Origin of the sequence: Streptomyces sp. x-19, assembly GCF_046549115.1 — a bacterium.
Lineage (GTDB): Bacteria > Actinomycetota > Actinomycetes > Streptomycetales > Streptomycetaceae > Streptomyces > Streptomyces albulus_C.
On record NZ_JAJPWK010000002.1, the window covers coordinates 817,244 to 842,060 of the forward strand.

Here is a 24,817-nt window from a genome sequence, read left to right on the forward strand (position 1 = left end):
CCGCGGTGTCCAACGGCCGGCGCGGCAGTGCGCCGGTCCGGCCGGTGGTGCGCCGGAGCGGGAGGCGAGCGCCGGCGGCGGGCCGCAGGACGGAGAGGCGCTATGCGCGTGGTGTCTGGAATGATGGGAAATGTCATAGGAGATGTGTCACTTACCGATTTACAACCCAAGATTCCCTGTTGGAAGCCCAGACGTGTGGTGTCTACTGGGGCTTGCCCAGCGCCCACTTGTTCGGGAGGAACAGCATGGTCCCCTCCGTTTCGATTCTCCAGCAGATCGGCCTAGGCGTTCTGCTGGTCGTCGTCGTCCTCTGGGCAGTCGGCCTGGTCAGACTCACCCGGCGCGGCACCTACGGCGCCCCCACCCCGTACGGGCGCCCGTCGCGTTCCCGGGCCCGGCTCGACGCCGTCCCGCGCCAGACCGGCCCCGGCGGCCCGCCCTCCGAGAACGTGGACCTGACCCCCGCCGAACGCCAGGCGTTCGACGACCTCGTGCGACAGCTCAGCAGCCGCAGTTGACCCGGCGCCGGCCGACCGGGCGCGCGCTCCACAGGCGCGCCCGGCTCACTGCACCGGCCCCAGCTTCAGCAGCGCCAGCGCCGCGAGCATCTGGACCGACACCGCAGTCGCCGCCTTACGGGTCGGCAGGTGGTGCTGACCGCGTATCAGCAGCACCGCGAGGAAATAGCCGAACCCCCAGGTCGTCCAGGTGGCGGCCTGCACGAACGTGGAACTCGTCGGCAGCCAGGCGGCGATGAGCAACCGCGGCAGGTCCGTCACCCAGAAGACCACCACGAACAGGCTCGCCGTCGGCGCGAACCGCCCGTTGCCCCCGAGCGTCCGCGCTATCGCGTGCGTGACCGCCCCCAGCCCCAGACTGGCCAGCAGCACGCCCGCCTCGGCCATCCCGGCCAACTGCAGCGCCGCCGTGTGGTTGGCCGCCCACTGCGCCCGGAACGCGCCCACCGACACGATCCCGATCCCGCCGCTGATCAGGCACAGCAGCACCGCAGCGCTCCACGCACTGCGGTCCCGCGCCTCGTCGAACACGTCCACCGGCCGGTACCAGAGCCCGAGTATCAACCGGTGCCACCACAACCGGCGGCGCCGCACCGGCTCCTGACGGACGGACTCCCGGCGCCCGGCCGGCGGGCGGGCGCCCCCGGAGTCGGGGGGCGCCGGCTGCACCAACGTGGGCGGCGGCGGGGGCGGCGGCTCCGCACGCGACGGCGCGGCGGCGCGCCGGCCGGACCGTGACGGGGGCGGGGTGGGGGGCGGCGATGCGGACATACGGCCGTTTCTACCACCGGCCCCACCGGGGCCCGACGCGCGGGCACCGGCTGACCCGGGGCGGCTACCGGGTGGTACCGGGCCGGCACCGATGGGCACCGGGCGAGGCAAGGCCCCGTCGGCCGGCCCCGGATGAGACGCTCGACCGGTGACCCTTCAGACACCGGACCACGACGAGGCGCACGGCGGCGGGCTCGGCAGCCGCCTCAACTGGCTGCGGGCGGCGGTCCTCGGGGCCAACGACGGAGTGGTCTCCACCGCCGGCCTCGTCGTCGGCGTCGCCGGCGCCACCGACTCGCGGGCCACCCTGCTCACCGCCGGACTCGCCGGACTGCTCGCCGGATCGATGTCCATGGCGGCCGGCGAGTACGTGTCGGTCTCCACCCAACGCGACTCCGAGAAGGCCGCGCTGGCCCTGGAGAAGCGCGAGCTGGCCACCGAACCGCAGGCCGAACTGCGCGAACTGACCGAACTGCTGGAGGGCAAGGGCCTCGGCCCCGAACTCGCCCGGGAGGTCGCCGAGCAGCTGACGCACCACGACGCGCTGCGCGCCCACGCCGAGGTGGAGCTGGGCATCGACCCGGACGAACTCACCAACCCCTGGCACGCGGCGGGCGCCAGCTTCCTCGCCTTCACCGCGGGCGCGCTGCTGCCGCTGCTCGCGATCGTGCTGCCGCCGACGGGCCAGCGCCTGTGGATCACGGTGGCCGCGGTGCTGGCGGCGCTGGCCCTGTGCGGGTGGACCAGCGCCCGCCTGGGGTCGGCGCCGGTGGGCCCGGCGGTGCTGCGGAACGTGGCCGGAGGCGCGCTGGCCATGGCGGTCACGTACGTGGCGGGCACGCTGCTGGGCGCGGTGGGGGCCTAGGGCGCGCCCGGAGTGCCGGAGCGGTCCGGGTCGTCGTCGGCCGGCGGACCGTAGAGGTCCGTGTACGACGGGAAGAGGCCGCCGGGGCCGTCCACCGAGGTGGCGGCGTGGGCGGCCTTGACGATGGCCCGGGTCAGCACGTCGGCGCCGGTGGCGAAGACGTCGTTGAGGGCGCCGGCCTGGAGGTGGACGCCGAAGGCGGGGTCGGCCAGGGCCTCCGCGGTGGCCAGCGGGCGGGCGCCGGTGGCGACGGCGAAGACCGCGTCGCCGTCGTTGAGGAGGTGCACGGGGCGCAGGGCGCGGGCCAGGCCGTCGTGGGCGGTGCCGGCGAGCTTGTGGGCCTGTGCGCGGGTGAGGTCGGCGTCCGTGGCCACCACCGCGAGAACGGTGTTGAGGGGCGGGTGGACCGACGCGGCGGACCGGGCCGCGGAGATCTCCCGGGCCCGGACGAGGCGGCGCCGGGCGGCCGCGTGGACCGCGGGGTCGGGGAGCCGGGTGGGGGTGCCGTAGAGGGCGCCGGTGTGCGGGTCGGCGAAGGAGCCCGCGGCGTTGACGGCGGCGAGCGCGGCGACGGTTATCCCGGACGGCAGCACGGCGCTGGCGGTGCCGACGCCGCCCTTGATGCCGCCGCTGACCGCTCCGGTGCCGGCGCCGACGTTGCCCTGGGGGACGGGCGAGCCGGGGGTCGTGCGGGCGGCGGCCTCGACGGCCGCGCGGCCCAGGGCGGCGTCCGGCCGGGCCCGCCAGTCGCCACCGCGACCCAGGTCGAAGAGGGCGGCGGCGGGGACGACGGGGACGACCTGGGCGGGATCGGGGCCGACCCGGAAGCCGCGGCCCTGTTCCTCCAGCCAGCCGACGACGCCGGTCGCGGCGTCGAGGCCGAACGCGGAGCCGCCGGTCAGGACGACGGCCTCGATGCGCTGGACGAGGTTGCGGGGGTCGAGGGCGTCGGTCTCCCGGGTGCCCGGGCCGCCGCCGCGGACGTCGACCGCCGTGACGGCGCCGCCTTCGGGGGCGAGGACGACGGTGGTGCCGGTGAGCCAGCCGTCGCCGGTGCGCTGGGCGTGGCCGACCCGCAGGCCGGGCACGTCGGTCAGGGCGTCGTGCGGGCCCGGGGGGTGAGGGGTGGCCTCGCCCCCCTGGTGCCGCTGATGCTGCCGCGCGTCAGTCATGGGGGCATGCGTACCACGCGCGCAGCCCGCTCAGTGGCCGGCCGGCCCCATCACGACGACCGGGTGGAGCGCCGGGTCGAGGGTGCGCAGCAGTGCGCGCATCACCTCCGGCTTGAGGCTGACGCAGCCCTGGGTGGGGCCGTCGTGGTCGACGTGCAGCCAGACGCCGCCGCCCTTTTCGTCGCCGAGCGGGCGCTGCCCGTCCAGCGGGGAGGTGCCCGGGACGCGGTTGTAGTTGATGGCGATGACGTAGTCGAAGGCGCCGGCCAGCGGCTCGCCCTCGACGCCGGTGCCGTGGGCGACGAAGCTGCGGTTGTGGTCGTAGGGCAGCTTGGTGCCCTCGGGTGCCGGCAGTCGCCCGCCGGCGTCGGTGAGGGCGTAGACGCCCTCGGGGGAGCGCAGGTCACCGTAGTGGTGGTCGCCGGTCCAGCCGTGGGCGGCGTTGTGCGCGGCCCAGCTGGGGCCGGCCTCCCAGAAGTCCGAGCCGTCGGCGCGGGTGTACAGGACGACCCGGGACTCGTACGAGTCGGTGGCCTTGCCGGTGACGACGAGGACCTGGCGGGCGTTGGCCGGTATGCGCTTTCGGGCGGCGTCGCTGAGGTCCGGGATGGCGCGCAGGCCGCGGGCGGTCTGGGGTGCGGCCTGTGCGGGCGCCGGGGTGTTCGGGCTGGACGCCGCGTGCGTCGAACCGCTCTTGGCGTCCGGTCGGCCGCTGTGGTCGTCGCCCGAGGCCGGCCAGGCCCACAGGGCGGTGCCGACCAGGGTGGAGAGCGCGAGGCCGCTGACGGCCTTGCTGCGCCGGGACAGTCTCCTGCGCGCACGGGACTGAGCGTGGCGGGCTGCCATGTCTGGCGTCTCCTCAGGTACGGGCGGGTGGACGGCCCGTGGGACGCTGCGAACCGGCAGGACCCCCGGGCATAAAAAGGGCAATCTGCACCCTACCGCGTTCCGGCGAAGCCGCTTCCGCGGGCCCTGGTGAACGGTAGAGGGCATCGGGGCGATGCCGCACGCCGGGTGAACCTTTGGTAGGGGAATGCGCCGATTGGTCGGATGGGCGGGGGTGGGGGAGGCGCTCCGGAGGGTGCCCCGGGGGCGCGGGGGGCCACCCCAAGTTGGCCGGAATGCGGCCCAAGTCTGCCCTGTGTACGGCGAGTTGACGCGCTATGCGGGAGTTCGGGGGATGCGTGCGCGGGGGAGGGGGTGCGGGGGCGGGGCGCGCGGCGGGACGGGCGCGCGCACGGCCGTTCGGCACGCTAACGGGGGACGGCGCGCGGGCCGCGCGCCGCTCACACCCGTGCGCGCGGCGGGGCGACCGGAGGGCCGCTACTCCTCCGCCAGTGCGGTGCCCTGGCGGGCCGTCAGGGTGACCCCCACCGCCACCGTCACCGCCGCCACCAGCCCCGCCGCCGGAACCGCCGCCGACCCCGCGAAGGTGCACGCCAACACCAGGACGGCGGAGACCGGCAACACCAGTTGCTGGGCCGGTCCGTGCTTCTGGTGGCGAGAGTGGATCAGCCAGACGGTGAACAGGTAGAGCGCCGCCGGCACCGTGACGCAGGCCGCCGCGGCGTGCGCCGACAGGTGGGCCCGGCCGGCCGACTCCTCCACCGCGATCTCGATGCCCGCGCCGATCGCCGCGGCCGATCCGAAGATCAGGTAGTGGCCGTAGCCCCACAGGAACGCCTGCCGGTTGGAGTGCAGGTGCAGGTGGATGGGGACGGCGAAGTAGATCCAGTACGCGGCGAAGACCAGCAGCAGGCCGCCGGCCGCGATCGGCAGCAGGGTGGCCAGGTCGTGGTGCTCGTCGAGCGCGGACTGGACCGCGACGGTCGCCGCGGAGACCGTTTCGCCCAGCACGATGATGGTGAACAGGCCGTAGCGTTCGGCGATGTGGTGCGGGTGCCAGCCGGTCGGCCGCTCGCGTTCGGCGAGCGCCGGGACCGACAGCTCCAGCAGGCCCATCACGATGAACACCCACGGGGCGTCGGCCGGCGGCAGGAACAGCAGCGCCAGCCAGCCGACCTGGCAGAGGGTCACCCCCGACGCGTAGCGCAGGGCGGTCCGCCGTTCCGCGCCCCGGGTGTCGTGGGCGGCCCGCAGCCACTGGCTGACCAGTGCCAACCGCATCACCAGATAGCCGAACCAGACGATCCGGAAGTCCCCGGCGGTGAAGGCCCGCGGCACGCCGGCGGCCAGGACGAGCACCCCGACGATCTGAACGAGCGTCACCACGCGGTACAGCGCGTCGTCCGTGTCGTACGCCGAGGCGAACCAGCTGAAGTTGAGCCACGCCAGCCAGATGGCGAAGAACACCATCAGATAGCCGACGACGCCGTGCCCCGGGTGGCCCTCGGCGAGGGCGTGCACCAGTTGGCGGCCGGCCTGGGCGACCGCCACCACGAAGCAGAGGTCGAAGAACAGCTCCAGGGGAGTGGAGGCGCGGTGCGCCTCCGTACGACCGCGCGCACGCATCAGAACCGGCACGGTGCACCAGCCCCTCTCGTCGACCGCTGATGGGGTGGCACTCAGTACAGCGCGGGGGCGAGGGCCGTGGGGGCACCGGGACCGCGGCGTGTCGCGGCCCCGCGCGGCGTGCACCGCCGTCCTAGTCGGCGACCGCCTCCACGATGGAGGGGAAGCCGGCCGTCGGCAGCACCCGGGTCAGCCGGAAGCCGCTCGCCGCCAGCAGCGCGGCGAACTCGTCCGCGTTGCGTTCCTGCCCGTCGAGGACGGCCAGCATGGCGATGTCCATCGTCTTGCCGAAGTGCGGGGCGTTCCCCGGCGGCAGGACGGAGTCGACGACCAGGAGGCGGCGGCCGGGCGCCATCGCCGCGCGGCAGGTGCGCAGGATGCGGCGGCAGGGCTCGTCCGGCCAGTCGTGCAGGACGTGTTTGAGGACGTAGACGTCGCCGCCCTCGGGGACCGCCGCGAAGAAGTCGCCCTCCTGGGTGCGCCAGCGGCCCTTCAGGTCGTCGGTGTCCAGGAGGTGGTGGGCCAGCGGCGGCGCCAGGTCGAAGAGGACGCCGGTGGCCTGCGGACGGCGGCGGAGCACCGCGCGCAGCAGGCCGCCCCGGCCGCCGCCGACGTCGACGACGGTGCCGGACTCGGGAAAGGGGTAGGCCGCGGCCACCGCGTCGTCCGCCGGTGCGGCCAGGGAGGCCATGCCGTCGTCGAAGAGTTCCCGCTTGGCCGCGTCCGATGCCAGGTGGGTGAACAACGGCGTGCCGAAGAGCCGCTCGAAGGCCGCGCCGCCGTGCGCCACCGCCTCGGGCAGGCCGGCGGAGGTCCGCAGGAACAGGTCGTCGGTGAGCATCATGACCGCCGGGTGCAGCGAGTCGGGCACGTCGGTGCGCAGCTGCCGGGCGGCCGGGGTGAGCTGGTACGCGCCCGCGGCGTCCTCGCGGAAGACGCCGCGGGCGGCGAGGTAGCGCAGCACGCGGCGCAGGTGGGGGGCGTGGGTGTCGGTGGCGGCGGCGAGTTGTTCGGGGGTGCGCGGGCCCAGGGCGAGCCGGTCGGCGATGCGGTAGTGGGCGGCGGTGCGCAGCGCGGCGGAGAAGAGGTGGCCCAGGGCCTGGTCCATGAGGTGGGTCGCGAGGTCGCCGGGCTCGTCCGCCGGTCGGGTGGGTGAAGTGGCCAACGTCAGCCTCCGGTCGTCGGCTTGGGCCTGCGCTGCGCCACGTCGCAGGCATGGTGATCCACGGTTGCAGGCGGTGGCGGTGGTGTCACGGGGGGAGGGGTGGTGAACCGCTGGGTACCGGCCAGGGCGCACGGGGCGGCGGGCGGCGCGGACGGGCGCGCCAGGGGGCAGACGGCAGCGGCCGTGCGTGGTCGAATGCGCGTATGAGCGACCGTGACCCTTCCTCCCCCGCATCCGTCCTGGAACCGCTCGACGCCCGCCTCGCGGACCTCGTGGCGCTCTACGAAGACCTGCACCGCCACCCCGAACTCGCCTACGAGGAGACCCGCACCGCCGCCGAGGCGGCCCGCCGGCTGACCGCGTACGGCTACGACGTCACGACCGGCATCGGCGTGACCGGCGTGACCGGCGTGCTGCGCAACGGCCCGGGGCCGGTGGTCCTGCTGCGTGCCGACATGGACGCGCTGCCGGTCTCGGAGAACTCCGACGTGCCGTACGCCTCGACCGTCCCGGGGCGGATGCACGCCTGCGGCCACGACGTCCACGTGACGTGCCTGCTGGGCGCCGCCGACCTGCTGGCCGCCGGCCGCGACCGCTGGTCGGGGACGCTCGTGGTGCTGTTCCAGCCGGCCGAGGAGGCCGGCAGCGGCGCCCGCGCCATGCTCGACGACGGCCTCTACAGCAAGCAGCTGGTGCCGGTGCCCGACGTGGTGCTGGCGCAGCACGTCGCCCCGTTCGGCGCGGGGCTGATCGCGTACTGCCCGGGCGCCTGCATGGCCGCGGCGGACACGCTGGAGATCACGTTCCACGGGACGGGCGGCCACGGGTCGCGGCCGGAGACGACGGTCGATCCGATCCTGATGGCGGCGGCGTTCGTGCAGCGGGTGCAGTCGGTGGTGGCGCGGGAGATCGCGGCGAAGGAGCAGGCGGTGGTCACGGTCGGCTCGTTCCACGCCGGTGACACCGCCAACGTGATCCCGGACCGGGCCGTCGTGCGGCTCAGCGTCCGCAGCTTCGACGCGAACGTGCGGACCGCGGTGCTGGCGGCCGTCGAGCGGATCGCGCGGGCCGAGGCGGCCGCGTCCGGCGCGCCCGAGGAGCCGGAGACGACGATGCTCGACTCGTTCCCGGTGACGGTCAACGACGACGCGGTGCTGGCGGCCGTCAACGCGGACTTCACGCGGCACTTCGGCGACCAGCGGGTGTTCGCCTTCGACCCGGCGACCGGCAGTGAGGACGCCGGCCTGTTGGCGACGGCCGCCGAGGCACCGCTGTACTACTGGTGGCTGGGCGGCTGGGACCCGGACGCGTTCCGCACCGCGCTGGCCGCCGGGCGGCTGGCCCAGGACATCCCCTCCAACCACTCGTCCCGCTTCGTGCCGGTCACCCGGCCGACCCTGTCCACGGGCGTGCAGGCGCTGACGGTGGCGGCGTTGGGGCAGCTGGGCCGCGCGTAGCCGGGGCGCGACCGCGCCCCGCAGGACCCGCCGGACACCGGGGCGAACGGCTCGTTGACCTTGTCCTTGGGGGAAGGCCCAGCATCGGTGGGGCCGGGCGAGGTGCCCGGTACGAGGAGGACGGACGCCCTTCGTCGGCGGCGCGCGGAGCGCCGCCGACGGTCCGGTCCGCCCGGCACGGGACACCTGCCGGACCCGGACCGGGCGGGCGCGACGGAGCGCGGAGGAGCACCGGGTGGACGGGGAAATGCTGACGATCGGGGCGTTCGCACGGGCGTCCCGGCTCTCGCCGAAGGCGCTGCGCCTGTACGACGAGCTCGGCCTGCTGACCCCCGTCCGCGTCGACCCGCACAGCGGCTACCGGTACTACGCGCCGGCCCAGTTGGAGCGCGCCCGGTTGGTCGCCTGGCTGCGGCGGCTCGGCATGCCGCTGGCCCGCATCCGTGAGGTGTGCGCGCTGGCGCCGGCCGCCGCGGCCCGGGCGGTCGCGGCGTACTGGGCGCAGGTCGAGACCGAGGTCGCCGCCCGCCGGGACCTGGCCGCCTTCCTCGTGGACCAGCTGGAACGGAAGGACGCCACGATGACCGAACCCCACGACCCCACCGCCCCGTTGACGCTGCGGTGCGCCGCCCGCACGGACCGCGGACTCGTCCGGCCCGCCAACCAGGACGCGGCCCACGCCGGCCCGCACCTGTTGGCGGTGGCCGACGGCTACGGTCCCGGCGGGGGGCCGGCCGCCACCGCCGCCGTCGAGGCGCTGAAGGCACTGGAGGACGAGGAGGACCAGTGGGCGGGCGCGGGCGACCTGTTGGCCGTTTTGGAGGAGGCGGCCCGGCGCGCCCACCGGGCGGCGCCGTCCGTCGACGAGTCGACCGGCAGCACCCTCACCGCCGTGCTGCGGTCCGGCGCGCGCCTGGCGCTGCTGCACGTCGGGGACTCGCGCGCCTACGTGCTGCGCGACTCGGGCCTGATCCGCCTCACCCACGACCACACCCTGGTGCAGTCCCTCGTCGACGAGGGCCGGCTCACCCCCGAGGAGGCGCAGTCGCACCCGCAGCGCGCGCTGCTGTCGCGGTCCTTGGACGGAGGCACCGACTTCGCCCCGGACCTCCAGCTGCTCGACGCCCGGCCCGGTGAGCGGTACCTGCTGTGCACCGACGGCCTGACCGGCGTCGTGCCGCCCGAGGCGATCCGGGCGGCCCTCGCCGGCGCGGCCACGCCCCACGAGGCCGTCGCCGACCTGGTCCGGCTCGCCCACGAGGCCGGCGCCCCGGACAACGTCGGATGCGTGGTGGCGGACGTGGTGGAGGAGGCAGCGGCGGCCTGAGCCGGGCGGGAAGGGGGCGGGGCGGGCCCTTACGGGGTGCCCTTAGGGGGTGTGGGTGCCCCTTGCGGGATCCCTGCCCGGCGGGGGAGGGGGCAACACCAGCCCCCCGCGGGGCAGTTGGGCGCCCGTCGGCCGCTAAGCCCGCCCCTTCAACATCCCCTGGAAGTAGAGCTGCGGAAGGCCGTAGCGCTTGAGGAACCACATGTCGGTGCGCTCCCGGGTGGTGTCGAGGAAGGGGATCGACGGTGCGGGGCGCAGGTCGTAGTCGAACTCGGCCAGCAGCATCTTGTGCCGGGCGGTGACCAGGGGGCAGGAGGTGTAGCCGTCGTAGCGGGCGGTGGCCGGCCTGCCGCGGAGTCCGGCGAGGAGGTTGGCGACGAGGACCGGGGCCTGCTTGCGGATCGCGGCGCCCGTTTTGGACGTGGGGAGGTGGGCCACGTCCCCCAGCGCGAACACCTCGGGGAAGTCCGGGCTCCGGAGGGTGTGCGGGTCCGTCTTGACGTAGCCGTGCGGGGAGCCGGGATCCGCCAACGGGCCGTCGGCGAGCCACTGCGGGGCGCGCTGCGGCGGGACCGCGTGCAGCAGGTCGTAGTGGACGGTCTCGGCGCGGCCGGTGGCGTGGTCGGTGAGGACGGCGGCCCGCCCCGGGCCGTCCAGTTCGGTCAGTTCGGTCTGCAGCCGCACCTCGATGCCGTAGCGGTGGACGGCCCCCTCCAGGGCCCGGGCGAAGACCGGCACCTTGAAGAGGCTGGGCTCCGGGAGGGCGAGGACGATGCGGATGTCGCCCAGGACGCCGCGCTTGCGCCAGTGGTCCGCGGCCAGGTACGCGATCTTCTGCGGTGCGCCACCGCACTTGACCGGCCCGGACGGCATGGTGAACACGGCCGTGCCGCGCCGCATCCGGCGGATCAACTCCCAGGTGTACGGGGCGAGGTCGGCCCGGTAGTTGCTGCTCACCCCGTGATGGCCGACGGCCTGGGCCAGCCCCGGCACACCGTCCCAGTCGAGGCTGAGACCGGGCGCCAGGACCAGCCGCCCGTAGGAGAACACCCGGCCGGTGGCGGTGGTGACCGTCCGGGCCACCGGATCGACGGCGGTGGCGCGCTCCCGCAGCCAGCGCACGCCGGGCGGAATGACCTCGGCCTCGGGGCGCAGCGCGGCGCGCAGCGGCGCCTGGCCGCCGCCGACCAGTGTCCACAGCGGCTGGTACCAGTGCGTCTCGGCGGGGTCCAGCAGGGCGACGTCGCGGACGCCGGCGCGGCGTAACCGGGCGGCGACGGTGATGCCCGCGGTACCGCCGCCGACGATCAGGACCTGGTGGTGGATGGGGGTGGCGGCGGGCGCGGGGTCCGCGTCGGCGGCGGGCCGGGTCATGCGGGTCTCCTGACTCGTGGGTGGTTGTCGGGGGTTGGGGTTCCGGAAGGGCCGGGGCGCGGGGCGCGGCCGGGTGCCCGGGCGGGCCCCGGAGGTGCGGGCCCGGGGTCGGTCGCGGGCCTGAGGCGGGACGTCGTGGCGTCCGGGCGGCGGTCTCACAGGCCGGGCAGGGTGCTGGCCGCCATCGCCAGCGCGAGGACGGCGACGAGGGCGGCGAAGGACGTGGTGAGGGTCTGCGGGCGCAGGTGGCCGGCGAGCCGGTTGCCGAGGTGACTGCCGGCCGCGGCACAGGCCGCGAGGGTGGCCAGCAGCGGCCAGTCCAAGGACCCGGTACCGGCCCGGGTCGCCAGCGCCACGCCGGAGTTGACCAGGATCACCAGCAGCGAGGTGCCGACGGCGACCGGCATCTCCAGGCCGAGGACGAGGGTGAGGGCGGGCACCACGACGAAGCCGCCGCCCACCCCGAAGAAGCCGGTGAGCAGCCCCACGGCCGAGGCGGTCAGGGCGGTGCGGAGCGGACGGGGGCGGGGGACGCCCGGGCCCTCGGGCCGGCGCCCGCACTCCGGGGGGCGCGTCAACTCCCGCGAGCGCCGCCCCTCCCGTAAGCGCGTCGGCCAGCCCCGGGGCGTCGACCGCTCCTCGGGAGGCTCCGGTTCCGGTGCCCCGTCCTCCGTGGCGGCCGGTGCGCTCCGCCGCCCCCCGCGCAACACCATGCCCGCCGCCACCACCAGCATCAGCACCGAGAACGCGGCCATCAGGACGCCGGGGTCCAGGGCCGCGCTCCAACGGGAACCGGCGTAGCTGCCGGCCGTCCCCAGGGCGCCGAACGTCGCGCCGGCGGCCCAGCGGACCCGGCCGGCCCGGGCGTGGCAGAGCAGTCCGCTGACCGCACCGACCGCGACCACCACCAGGGCGCCCGCGGTCGCCGCGTGCGGGGACTGGCCCATCAGATAGACCAGGGCCGGCACCGCCAGCACCGAACCGCCACCGCCGAGCGCGCCCAGCAACAGGCCGATCAACAGCCCGCAGGGCAGCGCCGTCGCGGCTATGAGGACGGACACGGCGGCCCGTCAGACGGACGGCGCCGCGGCGCGCGGGGCGAGGGCGACCGCCCGACCGGCGTCGGACCACTCGGCGACGAACGCGAAGCGGTCGCCGCGGACCACCGTCTCGCGCCACTCCACCACCCGTTCCCCGGCCCGGCCGACGCGTTCGATGGCGAACGCCGCCTCCCGGTCGGCCAGCCCGAGCAGCCACGCCTGCCGCACGTCCGGCAGGAACGGGGCGATCCGTTCGCGCCCGCCGGTGACCTTCACCCCGCAGCGCCGGGACAGTTCGCCGTAGAGCGAGGTGTGTCCGAAGTCGGCGCCCAGCAGCGGCTCGGCCAGGTCGGCCGGGAGGTACGCGGTGTCGTGGGCCAGCGGTTCGCCGTCCGCCAGGCGCAACCGCTCCAGGACGACCAGCGGCGCGTCCGGGATCAGCCCCAGGTGCCCGGCGACCGTCGCGTCCGCGGTCCGCTCCAGCCGCAGCACCTCGCTGTGCTGGTCCACGCCCTGGGCCTCCAGGTCGCGGAAGAGGCTGTAGAGGGAGCCGAGCGGCTGCTGGATGCGGCGGGCGTCGAGGCGGCTGGCGCGGCCGCGTTCGGCGATCACCAGGCCGTCGGCGCGCAGTTTGCGCAGCGCCTCCCGGACGGTGTGGCGGCTGACCTCGTACTCGCCCGTCAGCCGGTGCTCGGCCGGGAACTCCTCGGTGAACGCACCGGCTTCCATCCGGCGGCGCAGGTCGTCCCGCAGCTGCGCCCACAGGGGCAGCGGGGAACCGCGGTCCAACGGGCGCGGCCCGTGCGCGTCGCCGTTGCCGTCGGCGCCGCGCCGGGGCATCCGGCCGTACGCGCCCGTCGGTTCGGGCTGGGGCGGCGTCATGTCGGTCCTCTCGTCCGTGGTCCGGTCCGCGGGGAGGGGTCCGGCTTGTCCCCCCGCCAACCGGATACTTAATGTACGTACATCCGTGCATCCGCACAACAGAGCGAGATGCGCGGTGTATTCAGCCGTCCACGCTCCCAGCCCGAGCGAGCCGAACCGCGCACGGGCGCCGCGCACCCCTGGAGGCCCGACCGTGCACTTCGCGCAGTACTACCTCGACTGCCTGTCCCAGGCGTCGTACCTGATCGGCGATCAGACCACCGGACGCGCCGTCCTCGTCGACCCGCGCCGGGACATCGACGCGTACCTGGCCGACGCCGAAGCGGCCGGCCTGCGCATCGAACTCGTCATCGAGACGCACATCCACGCCGACTTCCTCTCCGGACACCTGGAGGTGGCCCGGGCGACCGGCGCCGAGATCGCCTTCGGCGCCGCCGCCGAAACCGGCTTCCCCATCCGGCGGTTACGGGACGGCGAACGCATCTGCCTGGGCGCCGCACCCCGCGAGCCGTCCGACGCGGCCCCGGGGACCGAGCCCGGGACGGCGACGGGAACGGAATCCGGGACGGCGACGGGAACGGAATCCGGTGTCACCCTCACCGTCCTCGCCACCCCCGGGCACACCCTGGAATCCCTCTGCCTGGTCGTCCGCGAGAACCCCGACGACGAGGCGCCGTTCGGCGTCCTGACCGGCGACACCCTGTTCGTCGGCGACGTCGGCCGCCCCGACCTGCTCTCCGCCGCCGGCCACACCCCGCAGGACATGGCCGCACGCCTCTACCGCTCCCTGCACACCAAACTGCTCACCCTCCCGGACGCGACCCGGATCTTCCCCGCCCACGGCGCCGGCTCGGCCTGCGGCCGCAGCATCTCCACCGAGACCAGCTCCACCATCGGCGACCAACGCCGCCTCAACTACGCACTCCAGCCCATGACCGAGGACGCCTTCGTCCGGCTCGTCACCGCCGAACAACCCACCGCCCCCGGCTACTTCGCCCACGACGCGGCCCTCAACCGCGACGGCCACCCCCTACGGGACCCCGCACCACCGGCCCCGCTCACCCTGGCCGAGGCGCTCACCGCCCGCGACCGGCAGGGCGCCGCCCTCCTCGACTGCCGGCCGGCCGCCGACTACGCCCGCGCCCACCTGGCCGGTTCGCTGCACGTCGGCCTGGACACCCGGTTCGCGGAGTACGCCGGCAGCGTGGTGGCCCCGGGCACCCCGATCGTGCTCCTGGCCGCCCCCGGGACGGAGCACGAGGCCCGCCTGCGGCTCGCCCGCATCGGCTACGACCGGGTCCTCGGCCACCTCCCGGACCTGGCCGGCGTCCTGGCGGGCGCCCCGGAACGCACCCGCCGCAGCACCCGGCTGCGCCTGGCCGACCTGCTCGAACGACTGCCCCTGGACCCGACGGACGGCGTCCAGTTGATCGACGTCCGCAACCCGGCCGAGTACGCGGCGGGCGCCCTGCCCGGCGCCCGCAACATCCCGTTGGCCGCCCTGCTGGACCGGATCGACGAGCTGGACCCGGCCCGCCCGGTCGTCCTCTACTGCCGCAGCGGCAACCGCTCGGTGATCGCCGCGGCCCTCCTGGAGGCGAGCGGCTTCGACGACGTCAGCGACGTCTCCGGCGGCTGCCCGGTGCCCGTCCCCGCCTGACCCGTGGGGGAGGGCCCCGGCCCTCCCCCACGCCCACGCCTCATCCCCGTCCCCGCCGCCCGTCCCGGCCGCGGCCCGCGCCGCGGCGCCCCGATGCCGCCGCCACGACCGCCAGCGCCGCCGCAAGCACGGCCCCCGCCAGGCACCCCACGGCCGGGAGCGCCAGAGAGGGCAGCACTCCGCCACCGGCCGCCCGCCCCACGAGGCCACCGGCGCCGTCGGGCCCCACCAGGCCACCAGCGCCCCCGCCACCCCCAGCATCGCCGGTTCCCGCCCCCACAAGGGCCAACCCCAGCCCCGCCGTCACCGTCAGGACCGACTTCGTGACGCCCGAAGCCTCCCCGGCGCGTTCCCGACGGACCACCGCCTGAGTCCCGGTGAGGGCCAGTCCGCCCGCCACCCCCAACGCCACCGCGGCGCCCGTCGAGGCCACCACCAGGACCGACGGGCCCGTCGCGGCCCCGGCCACCCACAGCGCGCCCCCGGCGCCGGCCAGGCACGAGGCCATCACCGGCACGGCCGCCCCGGGACGCACCCGCCCGGCCACCGGCCCCCCGACGGCCAGCGCCGCGGCCGGCGCCAAGAACGCGACCCCCGCACCCAACGCCCCCCATCCGCACCCCTGTTGGAGCGTCGACGGCAGGACGTAGAGCAGCGCCACCGTCGCCGCGTTGGCGACGGCCCCGGCCGCGGTCAGCGTCACGTAGGGCAGGTTACGGAACAACGCGAGGTCCACCAGCGGTGCGGGGGCGCGCCGTTCGGCCCGGACGAACAGCGCGCCCAGCGACGCCGCGCCCACCGCCCAACCCCAGCCGCCGACGTGCTCCAGCCACCGCGCCAGACACAGCAGGGCGCCGGTCGCGGTCCACGCGCCCGCCACGTCCAAGGGCGACTGCGCGGCCGACGCGTCCCGGGACTCGTCCGCCCTGCGGGCCAACCACGCCGTGGCCGCGGCGAACGGCACCGTCAGCCAGAACACGGCCCGCCAGGAAGCCGATTGGGCCAGGACGCCCCCGAGGAACGGGCCGCAGACGGTGGCCGCCCCGGCCAGGCCCAGTGCCCGCCCGGTCGCCCGCCGCCCCTGCCCCGGCGGGGAGGCGTTGGTGAGCAGCGCCAACCCCGCCGGCATGATCAACGCGCCGCCGACGCCCTGCGCCACCCGCGCCGCCACCAGGAACGGCAGTGTCGGCGCCAGCGCGCACAGTGCAGCGCTCACACCGAAGAGCACTGCTCCGAGCGTCAGCATCCGCCGCCGCCCGTAGAGGTCGGCCAGCCGCCCGGCCGCCGGCATCAGCGCCCCCGCGGCGAGCAGGTAGCCGCTGACCACCCACGGCACCACGGCCGGCGAACCGTGCAGATCGGCCCGGACGACGGGCAGCGCCGGATTCAGCGCGAAGGAGTCCAACTGGACGCAGAACGCCCCGACGGCCAACGCCGCCTGCGCCCAACGAACCTGGGGAGGAAGACCGTTCACAGGAGGTACGGACATGGCGCCGACGACCCGCCTCTCAACACACCGGACGAAGAACCACGGAAGGAAGAAGAAGAGAGAGGGGTGAAGCGCACCGGACCGGGGCAGATAGAGGCGGGAACGGGCCGCGCTACCGTGCAGGGTGCGAGAAGGGGCCCGGCGTTCGCCCCGTAGAGCCGCACGGCCTCCGAGGGACCGTACAGCGGACGTTCAGCGATCGTTGATCGCTGGTCCTCATGCTGATGCGCATGTTGCGCCGTGTGATCTCAGAGCATGCAGATGACGCCCCGGAAGTGCAAGAGCCGGATGCGTCGCAGATCGCCCTCACCTGGAGCGGGGAGCCGGGCCGTCTGGAGGAGCTGACGCACGGCATGCTCCTGGAACAGGCCGACCGCGCGGCCGCCGCGCTCGCCCGCTACGGCGTGCGCGCCGGCGACCGGGTCGCGGTCCACCTGCCGCTGGTCCCCGAATCGGTGATCGCCACGCTCGCCTGCGGTCGCCTGGAGGCGATACGCACCACGCTGCCGGTCTCGCTGACCGTCCCCGAACTGGCCGCGCGAATAAGGGAGACGGGGATCCGGGTGCTGATCACCGCGGACGCGGCGTTCTGGGACGGCGCCATCCGGCCGGTGAAGCCGGTACTGGACCACGCGCTGGCGCGCACCGCCACCGCCGGCGGCCTGCCGCACACCGTCCTGGTGGTGAACCGCTGCTCCCGCCCGGTCTCCTGGAAGCCCGGCCGCGACAAGTGGTGGCACGAGGCCCTCGCCACCGACTGACCCACGCGCTACGGGCCGCGGCGCCCACCGCGGCCCGCGTCACGCTCCCCACGGCCCGACACACCTCCCCACGAACGCCCCGACCCGACCCGCCCCGCCCCGCCCCGGCAACACGGTGATCACCCATCCCATCAGGTCCCGCCCGTACCGCGGGCAGGCATCCCGGGCCCGGGTTCCTCGGGCAGTTCGCCCCGGCCGTCAGCTCCAGCTGCCCGGACTCGGGCACCTCGGGCAGTTGGCTCCAGCCGCCCGGACCTGGGTACCCGTCCGGCTCCCGGTCCTCGTCCGGCCCCGGCCACTCACCCGGAATCGGGCACACGCACGCCCGGCCTGCGCACTCGCCCGGCCTGCGCACTCGTCCGGCCCCGGGCGTCCGTCCTGACCCGCTCCGGCGGAAACGGCACCCGCCCCCACGGAACGCCACCGGTGAGCGCAGGCATCCCAGACACCGGCCCCCACGGAACGCGACCCCGCACCCCACACCCCGATGCGCCACCCAGCGGGCCGGGCCCCGCGAGCGCTCCTAGCGTGAGTCTTCCCGCCCCCGTACGGAAGCCGGGTAGCCATGCCGAAGAGTGAAGCCCGGGGCCATCACCCCCACCCCCACCCCCACCCCGTGCCCCTCTCCCTCCCCGGTTCTGCGCGCGGGCGGGCGCGCGGGCGGGGCTGCGCCGAGCACGGTCCGCCCACGCGCCCGCAGGACGCGCACCGGGCCCACCCGATACCCACCCACGAGAACGGCAGCCGGAGCACCTAGGCCCGGCCGTCGCCCCCGCCCCCCCACCGCCGAACCAGCCACCGACCAACCGGAAGCCGCTGGCCCGGACGGTGCTCAGCCACCCACCGGTTAACCGGACGCCGCCCCGCAGCCACACCACTCCGCAGCCACACCACTCCGCAGCCACACCACTCCGCAGCCACACCACTCCGCAGCTCCGCGGGTCCCCGGCAGCTCCGCCGGCCCCCGCCCCGCCGGCCTCCGCCCGGCCATCGCAAGCACGGCGTCACCAACGACCCGCTGCGCCGGGCAAGCGCGGTGTCCGCCCGTACCCTGAAGGGGTGAGCACCACGTCCCAGCCCCCCGCCGAGCCCGAGCCGACCGCCCGGGGCGGCCGGGGCACCCGAACCGGCGACCCGAGCCCGACGCCCGACGCCGTCGTCCCGGCCGAGGCTCCGGAGCCGACCGCGTCCGGAGGGCTCGTCGCCCCGGCCGAGGCCCCCGCGGCGCCGGCCGGCAGCGAGCCCGCCGTCACCGCGCGGCCGGCGCCGAGGAGCGCCGCCGCCCTGATCTTCGACGACCCGTTGAGCCAGCAGTCCTCGGACGACACCGATCGCGGCTGGGGCGAGCGCGCCGCCAGCACGGACAGCGCCGCCGACCTCGCCCGCTTCTTGGACGAGAAGCCGCCCCACCACCTCTGAGCGAGGCGAGGGGGCGGCTTCGGCCGTCCGTAGCGCTCGCTACTGCTGGGTCTGCTGGGTCTTCTGCGTGACGATCGCCGCCGCCGCGGCCGCCCCCGGAGTGGCCGAGGTGCCGTCGCGCTGGGCGATCAGGGCGTCGCGGATCTCGGTGAGCAGCTCGATCTCGGTCGGGGCCGGCGCCGCCGCGTCGTCGGCCGACTTCTTGGCGTCCTGGCGGGCCTTCCACTTGTTCATCGGAAGGATCATGAGGAAGTAGACGACGCCCGCGGTGATCAGGAAGGTCAGCGCCGCACTGAGCACCGAGCCCCACAGGACGTAGATGCCGTCCACGTACAGGCCGGTCTTCTTGTCCACCGAGCACGTGGAGAGGCAGGTCTGGTAGTTGTCGAGGTTCTGCGAGCCGAAGGCACCGACGATCGGGTTGATGACGCCCTTGACCACCGCGTTGACGATGCTCGTGAACGCCGCACCGACGACGACCGCCACCGCGAGTTCGATGACGTTGCCGCGCATCAGGAAGTCCTTGAATCCCTGAAGGACGCTCTTGTTCTCGCTCACCTGACAGCCTCTTTCCACGCTTACTTTGGACGGTGCACCGACAATCAGCACCGCAACTTACGGCAGGGCGGGGCGGAGGTGTCCAATCGCGCAACCCGAACCGGCGATCGGCCAGAGCGTCAGTGCGGATTTCCGTACTGGTACGACGGATCCCGGGGACCGGGCCGTGCCGGAGGCGGCTCGTACGGTGCGGCCGGGCGGCCGGGCGGGAACCGGGAGCCACCGGGCGGCGGCGAATCCGGCCGCTCGGCAGGGCCCGTGCGGCGGCGATTGGTGCGGCGGTGCCGATAGCGGCTTCGGTATCGGTGGTGCGGGCACGCCGGCAGGTGCGGCGTGCGGCAGGTGCCCCGCCACTCGCAGAAGTCTCGCGCGCCCGATCGGTGGACGCCACTCGATCTTGCCCCCGCTCCGTCATGGTCATCGCCCCCCTGAGGCCGCCGCGGCGGGGCAGCCGGTGGGCGCGGACGTGGTGCGCGCCGGACCGTGCGACAGGCCGGTGGCCAGTGCTGCGGCGGTCGTTGCCAGGGCGACGGTGAGCAGTCGCCGCCGTGCTGCCCCGTGCCATCGGGTGGGGCCGAGACCGCCCGCGCGGACGGGGGCGAAGTGCGGCACTTCACACCGCGGGGGAGCGGGCAGGACCGGGGACGACGGGATCGACGGGTCCGTCGGGATGGTCCGGATCGTCGGGGGTAACGAGACCGTCGCAGCCGTCGCAGCCGTCGCAGCCGTCGCAGCCGTCGCAGCCGTCGCAGCCGTCGCAGCCGTCAGAGGAGTCAGAGGAGTCAGACGAGTCAGCGGGGTCGGCGAGGGCAGTGGAGAAACGGGCGTCCGGGGCGTCGGAGGGAAGGGCGCGGAGGGGTGGGGCATGGTCGTCACCGCCTGTGGTGCGGAGCGGGACCGGCGTTCGGCCCCGCGCTCACCACCGTGCCGCATGACGCGGTGGCCCGCTCCGGCCTGTGGACGAACCTGCGGTTGTGGACAACTCCGTCACCCGACAGGGGCGTTCGAGCCGTCCCCGCCCCGGCGCTGCTCCCGCGCCTACGGCAGCTCGATGCCCAGGTCCCAGCCCTGGTGCGCGTCGGTGCACCGGCAGGCGCGGTCCTCGTTGGCGGGCAGTGCGGCGACGGTGTCGAAGAGGACCTCGCGGAGCCGGCTGATGTTCTCGCCGAAGACCTTCAGGACCTCCTCGTGGGAGACGCCCTCGCCGGTCTCGGTGCCCGCGTCCAGGTCGGTGACCAGCGTCAACGAGGTGTAGCAGAGGCTCAGTTCGCGGGCCAGGACGGCTTCGGGGTGGCCGGTCATGCCGACCACCGACCAGCCCTGCGCGGCGTGCCAGCGCGACTCGGCGCGGGTGGAGAAGCGCGGGCCCTCGATCACCACGAGGGTGCCGCCGTCGACCGGCTCCCAGTCCCGGCCGCGGGCGGCGCCCAGGGCGGCGACGCGGCCGGTGTCGCAGTACGGGTCCGCGAAGGTGAGGTGGACGACGTTGGGCACGCTGCCGTCCGGGAGCGGTTCGCCGTCGAAGTAGGTCTGGACGCGGGACTTGGTGCGGTCCACGAGTTGATCGGGGACCAGCAGCGTGCCCGGGCCGTACTCGGGGCGCAGCCCGCCGACCGCGCTCGGGCCGAGGACCTGCCGCACGCCGAGGGAGCACAGGGCCCAGAGGTTGGCGCGGTAGTTGATGCGGTGCGGCGCGAGGTGGTGGCCGCGGCCGTGCCGGGGCAGGAACGCGACCGAGCGGCCGGCGATCTTGCCGAGGAACAGGGAGTCGCTGGGAGGCCCGTAGGGCGTGTCCACAGCGACCTCGGTCACGTCGTCCAGGAAGGAGTAGAAGCCCGACCCGCCGATAACGCCAATCTCCGCCTCAGCCATGCGGTCACACTATCGGGGCGTGGCGGCGGTCCGCTGGTGGGTCACCGGAACCGTCGGAGTCCGCGGGGCCGGGCACGTGGCGCGCTGCTCGGCTCCGGGGTGGTGGGCTCGGTTCGCACGCCCCGGCCGGGATGCGACGGGCCCCGCCGTCCCTGGTGGGGAGGCGGGGCCTGGAGTCCGGTTGCCGGTGGCGTCGCGCGCCGGGCTGCTGCCGCGGGTCAGGCGGCCGAGCCGGAGCTCGCCGGGGTCGACGACTTCGAAGCGCCGTCGGAGGACGAGGACGAAGTGGAGGGCGTCGACGTCGAGGGGGTGGAGCTGCTCGACGACGAGCCGTTCGACGACGTCGAGGAGCTGTTGGCGGGGCTGCTGCTGGACGACGAGCCGCGGCTGTCGTTGCGGTAGAAGCCGGAGCCCTTGAAGACGATGCCGACCGCCGAGAACACCTTCTTGAGGCGTCCGTTGCAGCTGGGGCACTCGGTGAGCGCGTCGTCGGTGAACTTCTGCACGGCCTCAAGGCCCTCGCCGCACGCGGTGCACTGGTACTGGTAGGTCGGCACTTGACTTCCTCCTGGCACTCTCACTCATTGAGTGCTAACGACGCTCCATCTTGCAGTATTCCCGCGCGCCAGTCCACCGTGAACGTCGCACGGTGACCGACTCCACGCCGGTGCGCGGACCCGCCGGGGCGTCCGTTCAGGCGTGGCTCAGCTCGCGTTCGCGCTCGTCGGCGGGGGTGCCGGCGGCCTCCGCCGACCCGGTGACGACCGTGGACGTGCGGGGCATCAGATGGGCCCGCAGGCTCAGCAGGACCACCAGGGCCAGCACGGTGCCGGCCAGCGGCACCAGGAAGCCGGAGCTCGGGCCGAAGCGGTCCGCCAGTTGGCCGGCGGAGGTGGCCGCGGCGGCCTGGCCGAGGGCGACCGCTCCGGTCAGCCAGGTGAACGCCTCGGTCCGGGCAGCGGCCGGGACCAGCGACTCGACGAGGGTGTAGCCGGTGATCAGCGCGGGGGCGATGCACAGGCCGACGACCAGGCCGACGGCGCCCAGCAGCGGCAGCGCGGTCACCGCCCACAGCGGGGTGGTGGCCAGGGCCAGCAGCCCGTAGGCGACGAGCAGGCGGCGGCGGGGGCCGATCTTCCAGGCGATGGCGCCGCAGGCGATGCCGGCGAGCATGTTGCCGCCGGCGAAGACCCCGTAGAGCACGCCGTTGAGGCCGGGCTGGCCGATGCTCTCGGTCAGCGCGGTCAGCGAGACCTGCATGCCGCCGAAGACCGAACCGATGCCGAGGAACGCCACGATCAGGACGCGCACGCCGGGGATGGACAGGGCCGAGACGCGGGGGTGGGCGTCGGACGCGCCCCGGTGGACGGGCGGCTGGGTGCGTCGCTGGGAGGCGAACAGCAGCCCGCCGGCCAGCGACAGCACGGCCTCGGCGATCAGGCCGGCGGCCGGGTGGATGCCGGTGCACAGCGCGGTGGCCAGGACCGGGCCGACGACGAAGGTGAACTCGTCGGTCACCGACTCGAAGGCGGCGGCGGTGGGCATCAGCGGGGTGCCGCCCAGCTTGGCCGCCCAGCGGGCCCGCACCATCGGGCCGACCTGCGGCGTCGAGGCGCCGGTGGGGACGGCCACGGCGAGCAGCGCCCACAGGGGGGCGTGCGCGAGGGCCAGGACGATCAGTGCCGAGACGCCGGCGACGTGGACCAGGACGCCGGGGATGAGCACGGCGCGCTGGCCGAAGCGGTCGGCGAGCTTGCCGCCCTGCGGGGCGAAGAGCGCCATCGAGACGCCGGTGGCGGCGGAGACCGCGCCGGCGGTGCCGTAGGAGCCGGTGGTGGACTGGACGAGCAGGACGATGCCGATGGTCAGCATGGCGAACGGCTGTCGGGCCAGGAAGCCGGGCAACAGGAAGGTCCACGCACTGGGCGTGCGCAACAGTTGTCCGTAACCGGGACGGGGGTCCTTGACCGCGGATGCCACGGCCGGGCCTTTCTACTGCCTGGTAGCGCTGCCCCGAGAGGTCGTCCCGGTTGAGCGCCGAGAGCTGTCCTCTCGCGCAGGACCGAGTGATACCGCATGGTCCGCACCGAAAGGGGTGGCTGCGTGTGGCAGGGGACCGCGGCCGCCGAGCGGTCGCGCCAGCTCTGCGTCAGGCAGAGTTGGTTCGTGATCCGTACAAATTTCCTTCTCGATTGTACAGGCAAAAGGCAAAGAAGCCCTGGGATTAACCAGGGCTTCCCGCGGATTTCCTTGCTATCGGTGGAGAGATAGCGCACATACGACGCTCGGCCGGGCAAGCGGGGCGGGCCCGCCGCCCGTCGGGTCAACCGACCCCGCGTCGCCGTCCGCGCTCCGCCGCCCCTTCCTGAGGGCGCCGTTCCGCACCGGTCCGTTCCGCACCGGTCCCCAGCCAGCCGGCCAGCTTGCCGCCCTGGGACACCGCCTGGAGCCGCCGCTCGGCCGCGTCCCGCACCGGGTCGGTGGCGACCACCAGCAGTTCGTCGCCGCGGCGCAGCACCGTGGTGGGGGACGGCACGAAGCTGGTGCCGTCCCGCACGACGAGGGTGACCGCGGCGCCCGCCGGCATCCGCAGCTCGCCGACCTCCACGCCGTGCATCCGGGAGGTGGGGCCTATCGACGTGGACAGCAGGTGCCCGCGCAGCCGTTCCAGCGGCGCCGACTCGATGCCCAGGTCGGCGGCCTCCTCGCCCTCGCCCAATCGGAGCCGGCGGGCCAGCCACGGCAGCGTCGGGCCCTGGATGAGGGTGTAGACCACGACCAGCACGAAGACGATGTTGAAGACCGTCTCGCTGCCGGGGACGTCGCTCACCATCGGGATGGTGGCCAGCACGATCGGTACCGCGCCGCGCAGCCCGGCCCAGGACAGCAGGGCCTTCTCCTGCCACGGCACCCGGAAGGGCAGCAGCGAGGTGAAGACCGACAGCGGGCGGGCGACCAGCGTGAGGATCATGCCGATGAGCAGCGCCGGCACGATGTCGTCGAGCAGGTTGTGCGGGGTGACCAGCAGGCCGAGCAGGACGAACATGCCGATCTGCCCGATCCAGCCGAGCCCCTCGGCGAAGCCGCGGGTGGCCGGGGCGTGCGGGAGTTTGGCGTTGCCGAGGATGACCGCGGCCAGGTAGACGGCGAGGAAGCCGGAGCCGTGCGCCAGCGCGCCGGCCGCGTACGCGGAGACCGCGATGGCCATCACCGCGATCGGGTAGAGGCCGGAGGCGGGCAGCGCCACGTGTCGCATCCCGTACGCGCCCAGCCAGCCGATGGCCAGGCCGACGGCGGCGCCGATGGCCAGTTCCAGCGCTATCTCGCCGAGCAGCACGTACCAGTGTTCGGCCGGGCCGGCGGTGGAGAAGGCCACGACGAGGATGACCACCGGGGCGTCGTTGAAGCCGGATTCGGCTTCCAGGATGCCGGTCAGCCGGGCCGGCAGCGGCACGCTGCGCAGCACCGAGAAGACCGCCGCGGCGTCCGTGGACGACACCACCGCGCCGATCAGCAGTGCTTGGCGCCATTCGAGGCCGGCGAGGTAGTGCGCGCCGGCAGCGGTGACCCCGACGCTCACCGCGACGCCGAAGGTGGACAGCACCGCGGCCCGTGGGAGGGCCGGTTTGATCTCCTTCCACTTGGTGCCCAGGCCGCCTTCGGCGAGGATCACCACCAGTGCGGCGTAGCCGAGGAGTTGGGTCAGTTCGGCGTTGTCGAAGATGACGCCGCCGACGCCGTCCTGCCCTATCGCGATGCCTATCCCCAAGTAGATGAGCAGGCTGGGGAGCCCGCTGCGCGAGGAGAGTCGTACTGCGGCCACTGCGATGAGCAGTACGAGTGAGCAGATCAGCAGGAGTTCGTTGAGGTGTTCGACAGTCAGGAGCTGATCCTTCCACGCGCCTTGGTCGGGATGGGCTGGTTGTCCTTACCGTATCTAGTTACTGACCCTAACAATTTACCATTGCTTGAAAGTTTAATGTGCTCGGTGGTGACTCCGCGTAGGGGTCGGCAA

21 protein-coding genes are annotated in these 24,817 nt (G+C 74.6%); 7 read left to right on the forward strand and 14 right to left on the reverse strand.

Translation table 11 applies throughout. From position 1 onward, the window contains the following. Window positions 1–245 precede the first annotated feature (245 nt). The gene (locus ACLJT4_RS08300) at window positions 246–518 is read left to right on the forward strand and encodes a hypothetical protein (RefSeq protein WP_411121630.1); all 273 of its coding nucleotides are present in this window, start codon (window positions 246–248) and stop codon (window positions 516–518) included. 45 nt (window positions 519–563) lie between these two features. Here the strand turns inward: ACLJT4_RS08300 and ACLJT4_RS08305 are convergent, their stop codons facing one another. After that, the gene (locus ACLJT4_RS08305) at window positions 564–1,289 is read right to left on the reverse strand and encodes a Yip1 family protein (RefSeq protein WP_411121631.1); all 726 of its coding nucleotides are present in this window, start codon (window positions 1,287–1,289) and stop codon (window positions 564–566) included. Window positions 1,290–1,437: 148 nt separating this feature from the next. Between ACLJT4_RS08305 and ACLJT4_RS08310 the strand changes: the two genes are divergently transcribed. Next, entirely contained in the window at window positions 1,438–2,154 is a 717-nt protein-coding gene (locus ACLJT4_RS08310; protein WP_411121632.1) for a VIT family protein, read from the forward strand. Here the strand turns inward: ACLJT4_RS08310 and ACLJT4_RS08315 are convergent. The 4 genes from ACLJT4_RS08315 to ACLJT4_RS08330 form a co-directional block, all read right to left on the reverse strand. Beyond that, the gene (locus ACLJT4_RS08315) at window positions 2,151–3,326 is read right to left on the reverse strand and encodes a P1 family peptidase (RefSeq protein WP_411121633.1); all 1,176 of its coding nucleotides are present in this window, start codon (window positions 3,324–3,326) and stop codon (window positions 2,151–2,153) included. The two genes, ACLJT4_RS08310 and ACLJT4_RS08315, sit on opposite strands and share 4 nt — an antisense overlap. A gap of 30 nt (window positions 3,327–3,356) precedes the next feature. Beyond that, the gene (locus tag ACLJT4_RS08320; protein ID WP_411121634.1) at window positions 3,357–4,172 is read right to left on the reverse strand and encodes a L,D-transpeptidase family protein; all 816 of its coding nucleotides are present in this window, start codon (window positions 4,170–4,172) and stop codon (window positions 3,357–3,359) included. Window positions 4,173–4,649: 477 nt separating this feature from the next. Beyond that, window positions 4,650–5,810, reverse strand: coding sequence for a low temperature requirement protein A (locus ACLJT4_RS08325; RefSeq protein WP_411121635.1), 1,161 nt, complete (start codon window positions 5,808–5,810; stop codon window positions 4,650–4,652). 121 nt (window positions 5,811–5,931) lie between these two features. Then, entirely contained in the window at window positions 5,932–6,963 is a 1,032-nt protein-coding gene (locus ACLJT4_RS08330; RefSeq protein WP_411121636.1) for a methyltransferase, read from the reverse strand. 203 nt (window positions 6,964–7,166) lie between these two features. On the opposite strand from ACLJT4_RS08330, the gene ACLJT4_RS08335 reads away from it, so the two are divergent. Then, window positions 7,167–8,420, forward strand: coding sequence for an amidohydrolase (locus ACLJT4_RS08335; RefSeq protein ID WP_411121637.1), 1,254 nt, complete (start codon window positions 7,167–7,169; stop codon window positions 8,418–8,420). Window positions 8,421–8,667: 247 nt separating this feature from the next. Continuing rightward, complete coding sequence (locus ACLJT4_RS08340) at window positions 8,668–9,747, forward strand: MerR family transcriptional regulator (RefSeq protein WP_411121704.1); 1,080 nt, start codon at window positions 8,668–8,670, stop codon at window positions 9,745–9,747. A gap of 135 nt (window positions 9,748–9,882) precedes the next feature. Here ACLJT4_RS08340 and ACLJT4_RS08345 read toward each other — a convergent pair whose 3' ends face one another. The 3 genes from ACLJT4_RS08345 to ACLJT4_RS08355 all read right to left on the reverse strand — a co-directional run bounded on the left by ACLJT4_RS08345 (window position 9,883) and on the right by ACLJT4_RS08355 (window position 13,043). After that, window positions 9,883–11,121: an FAD-dependent oxidoreductase gene (locus tag ACLJT4_RS08345; protein WP_411121638.1), complete on the reverse strand. Its 1,239-nt coding sequence runs from the start codon at window positions 11,119–11,121 to the stop codon at window positions 9,883–9,885. Between the two features lie 155 nt (window positions 11,122–11,276). After that, on the reverse strand, window positions 11,277–12,182 hold the full coding sequence (locus tag ACLJT4_RS08350; RefSeq protein ID WP_411121639.1) for a sulfite exporter TauE/SafE family protein: 906 nt from the start codon (window positions 12,180–12,182) through the stop codon (window positions 11,277–11,279). 9 nt (window positions 12,183–12,191) lie between these two features. Then, window positions 12,192–13,043 carry a GntR family transcriptional regulator gene (locus ACLJT4_RS08355; RefSeq protein ID WP_411121640.1) on the reverse strand — a complete coding sequence of 284 codons (852 nt, stop codon included), beginning with the start codon at window positions 13,041–13,043 and terminating at the stop codon, window positions 12,192–12,194. A gap of 193 nt (window positions 13,044–13,236) precedes the next feature. On the opposite strand from ACLJT4_RS08355, the gene ACLJT4_RS08360 reads away from it, so the two are divergent. Next, complete coding sequence (locus tag ACLJT4_RS08360; protein WP_411121641.1) at window positions 13,237–14,703, forward strand: rhodanese-like domain-containing protein; 1,467 nt, start codon at window positions 13,237–13,239, stop codon at window positions 14,701–14,703. A gap of 40 nt (window positions 14,704–14,743) precedes the next feature. On the opposite strand, the gene ACLJT4_RS08365 is transcribed toward ACLJT4_RS08360, so the two are convergent. Then, window positions 14,744–16,192: an MFS transporter gene (locus ACLJT4_RS08365; protein WP_411121642.1), complete on the reverse strand. Its 1,449-nt coding sequence runs from the start codon at window positions 16,190–16,192 to the stop codon at window positions 14,744–14,746. 275 nt (window positions 16,193–16,467) lie between these two features. Between ACLJT4_RS08365 and ACLJT4_RS08370 the strand changes: the two genes are divergently transcribed. Together ACLJT4_RS08370 and ACLJT4_RS08375 are read left to right on the forward strand one after the other, a co-directional pair. Then, complete coding sequence (locus ACLJT4_RS08370) at window positions 16,468–16,953, forward strand: AMP-binding protein (RefSeq protein ID WP_016574400.1); 486 nt, start codon at window positions 16,468–16,470, stop codon at window positions 16,951–16,953. A 1,059-nt stretch (window positions 16,954–18,012) separates the two neighbouring features. Then, window positions 18,013–18,372, forward strand: a complete 360-nt coding sequence (locus ACLJT4_RS08375; RefSeq protein WP_411121643.1) for a hypothetical protein — start codon at window positions 18,013–18,015, stop codon at window positions 18,370–18,372. A gap of 39 nt (window positions 18,373–18,411) precedes the next feature. Here the strand turns inward: ACLJT4_RS08375 and mscL are convergent, their stop codons facing one another. The 5 genes from mscL to ACLJT4_RS08400 form a co-directional block, all read right to left on the reverse strand. Next, complete coding sequence (mscL, locus tag ACLJT4_RS08380; protein ID WP_016575973.1) at window positions 18,412–18,930, reverse strand: large conductance mechanosensitive channel protein MscL; 519 nt, start codon at window positions 18,928–18,930, stop codon at window positions 18,412–18,414. Between the two features lie 1,038 nt (window positions 18,931–19,968). Then, the gene (locus tag ACLJT4_RS08385) at window positions 19,969–20,802 is read right to left on the reverse strand and encodes an S-methyl-5'-thioadenosine phosphorylase (RefSeq protein ID WP_411121644.1); all 834 of its coding nucleotides are present in this window, start codon (window positions 20,800–20,802) and stop codon (window positions 19,969–19,971) included. 218 nt (window positions 20,803–21,020) lie between these two features. Continuing rightward, window positions 21,021–21,359 (reverse strand): FmdB family zinc ribbon protein, encoded by a 339-nt coding sequence (locus ACLJT4_RS08390; protein WP_411121645.1) that lies wholly within the window; start codon window positions 21,357–21,359, stop codon window positions 21,021–21,023. Between the two features lie 136 nt (window positions 21,360–21,495). Continuing rightward, a complete protein-coding gene (locus ACLJT4_RS08395) occupies window positions 21,496–22,782 on the reverse strand; it encodes an MFS transporter (protein WP_411121646.1) in 1,287 nt (428 codons plus the stop codon). Between the two features lie 343 nt (window positions 22,783–23,125). Continuing rightward, window positions 23,126–24,685 carry a potassium/proton antiporter gene (locus ACLJT4_RS08400; RefSeq protein WP_411121705.1) on the reverse strand — a complete coding sequence of 520 codons (1,560 nt, stop codon included), beginning with the start codon at window positions 24,683–24,685 and terminating at the stop codon, window positions 23,126–23,128. Between the last annotated feature and the right edge of the window lie 132 nt (window positions 24,686–24,817).

Excerpts from the sequence above, each read along its gene's own strand:
- ACLJT4_RS08320 (WP_411121634.1), bottom strand. The coding sequence starts at position 4,172 with ATGGCAGCCCGCCACGCTCAGTCCCGTGCGCGCAGGAGACTGTCCCGG.
- ACLJT4_RS08315 (WP_411121633.1), bottom strand. The coding sequence starts at position 3,326 with ATGACTGACGCGCGGCAGCATCAGCGGCACCAGGGGGGCGAGGCCACC.
- ACLJT4_RS08300 (WP_411121630.1), top strand. The coding sequence starts at position 246 with ATGGTCCCCTCCGTTTCGATTCTCCAGCAGATCGGCCTAGGCGTTCTG.
- ACLJT4_RS08340 (WP_411121704.1), top strand. The coding sequence starts at position 8,668 with ATGCTGACGATCGGGGCGTTCGCACGGGCGTCCCGGCTCTCGCCGAAG.
- ACLJT4_RS08345 (WP_411121638.1), bottom strand. The coding sequence starts at position 11,121 with ATGACCCGGCCCGCCGCCGACGCGGACCCCGCGCCCGCCGCCACCCCC.
- ACLJT4_RS08355 (WP_411121640.1), bottom strand. The coding sequence starts at position 13,043 with ATGACGCCGCCCCAGCCCGAACCGACGGGCGCGTACGGCCGGATGCCC.
- ACLJT4_RS08365 (WP_411121642.1), bottom strand. The coding sequence starts at position 16,192 with ATGTCCGTACCTCCTGTGAACGGTCTTCCTCCCCAGGTTCGTTGGGCG.
- ACLJT4_RS08335 (WP_411121637.1), top strand. The coding sequence starts at position 7,167 with ATGAGCGACCGTGACCCTTCCTCCCCCGCATCCGTCCTGGAACCGCTC.
- ACLJT4_RS08385 (WP_411121644.1), bottom strand. The coding sequence starts at position 20,802 with ATGGCTGAGGCGGAGATTGGCGTTATCGGCGGGTCGGGCTTCTACTCC.
- ACLJT4_RS08305 (WP_411121631.1), bottom strand. The coding sequence starts at position 1,289 with ATGTCCGCATCGCCGCCCCCCACCCCGCCCCCGTCACGGTCCGGCCGG.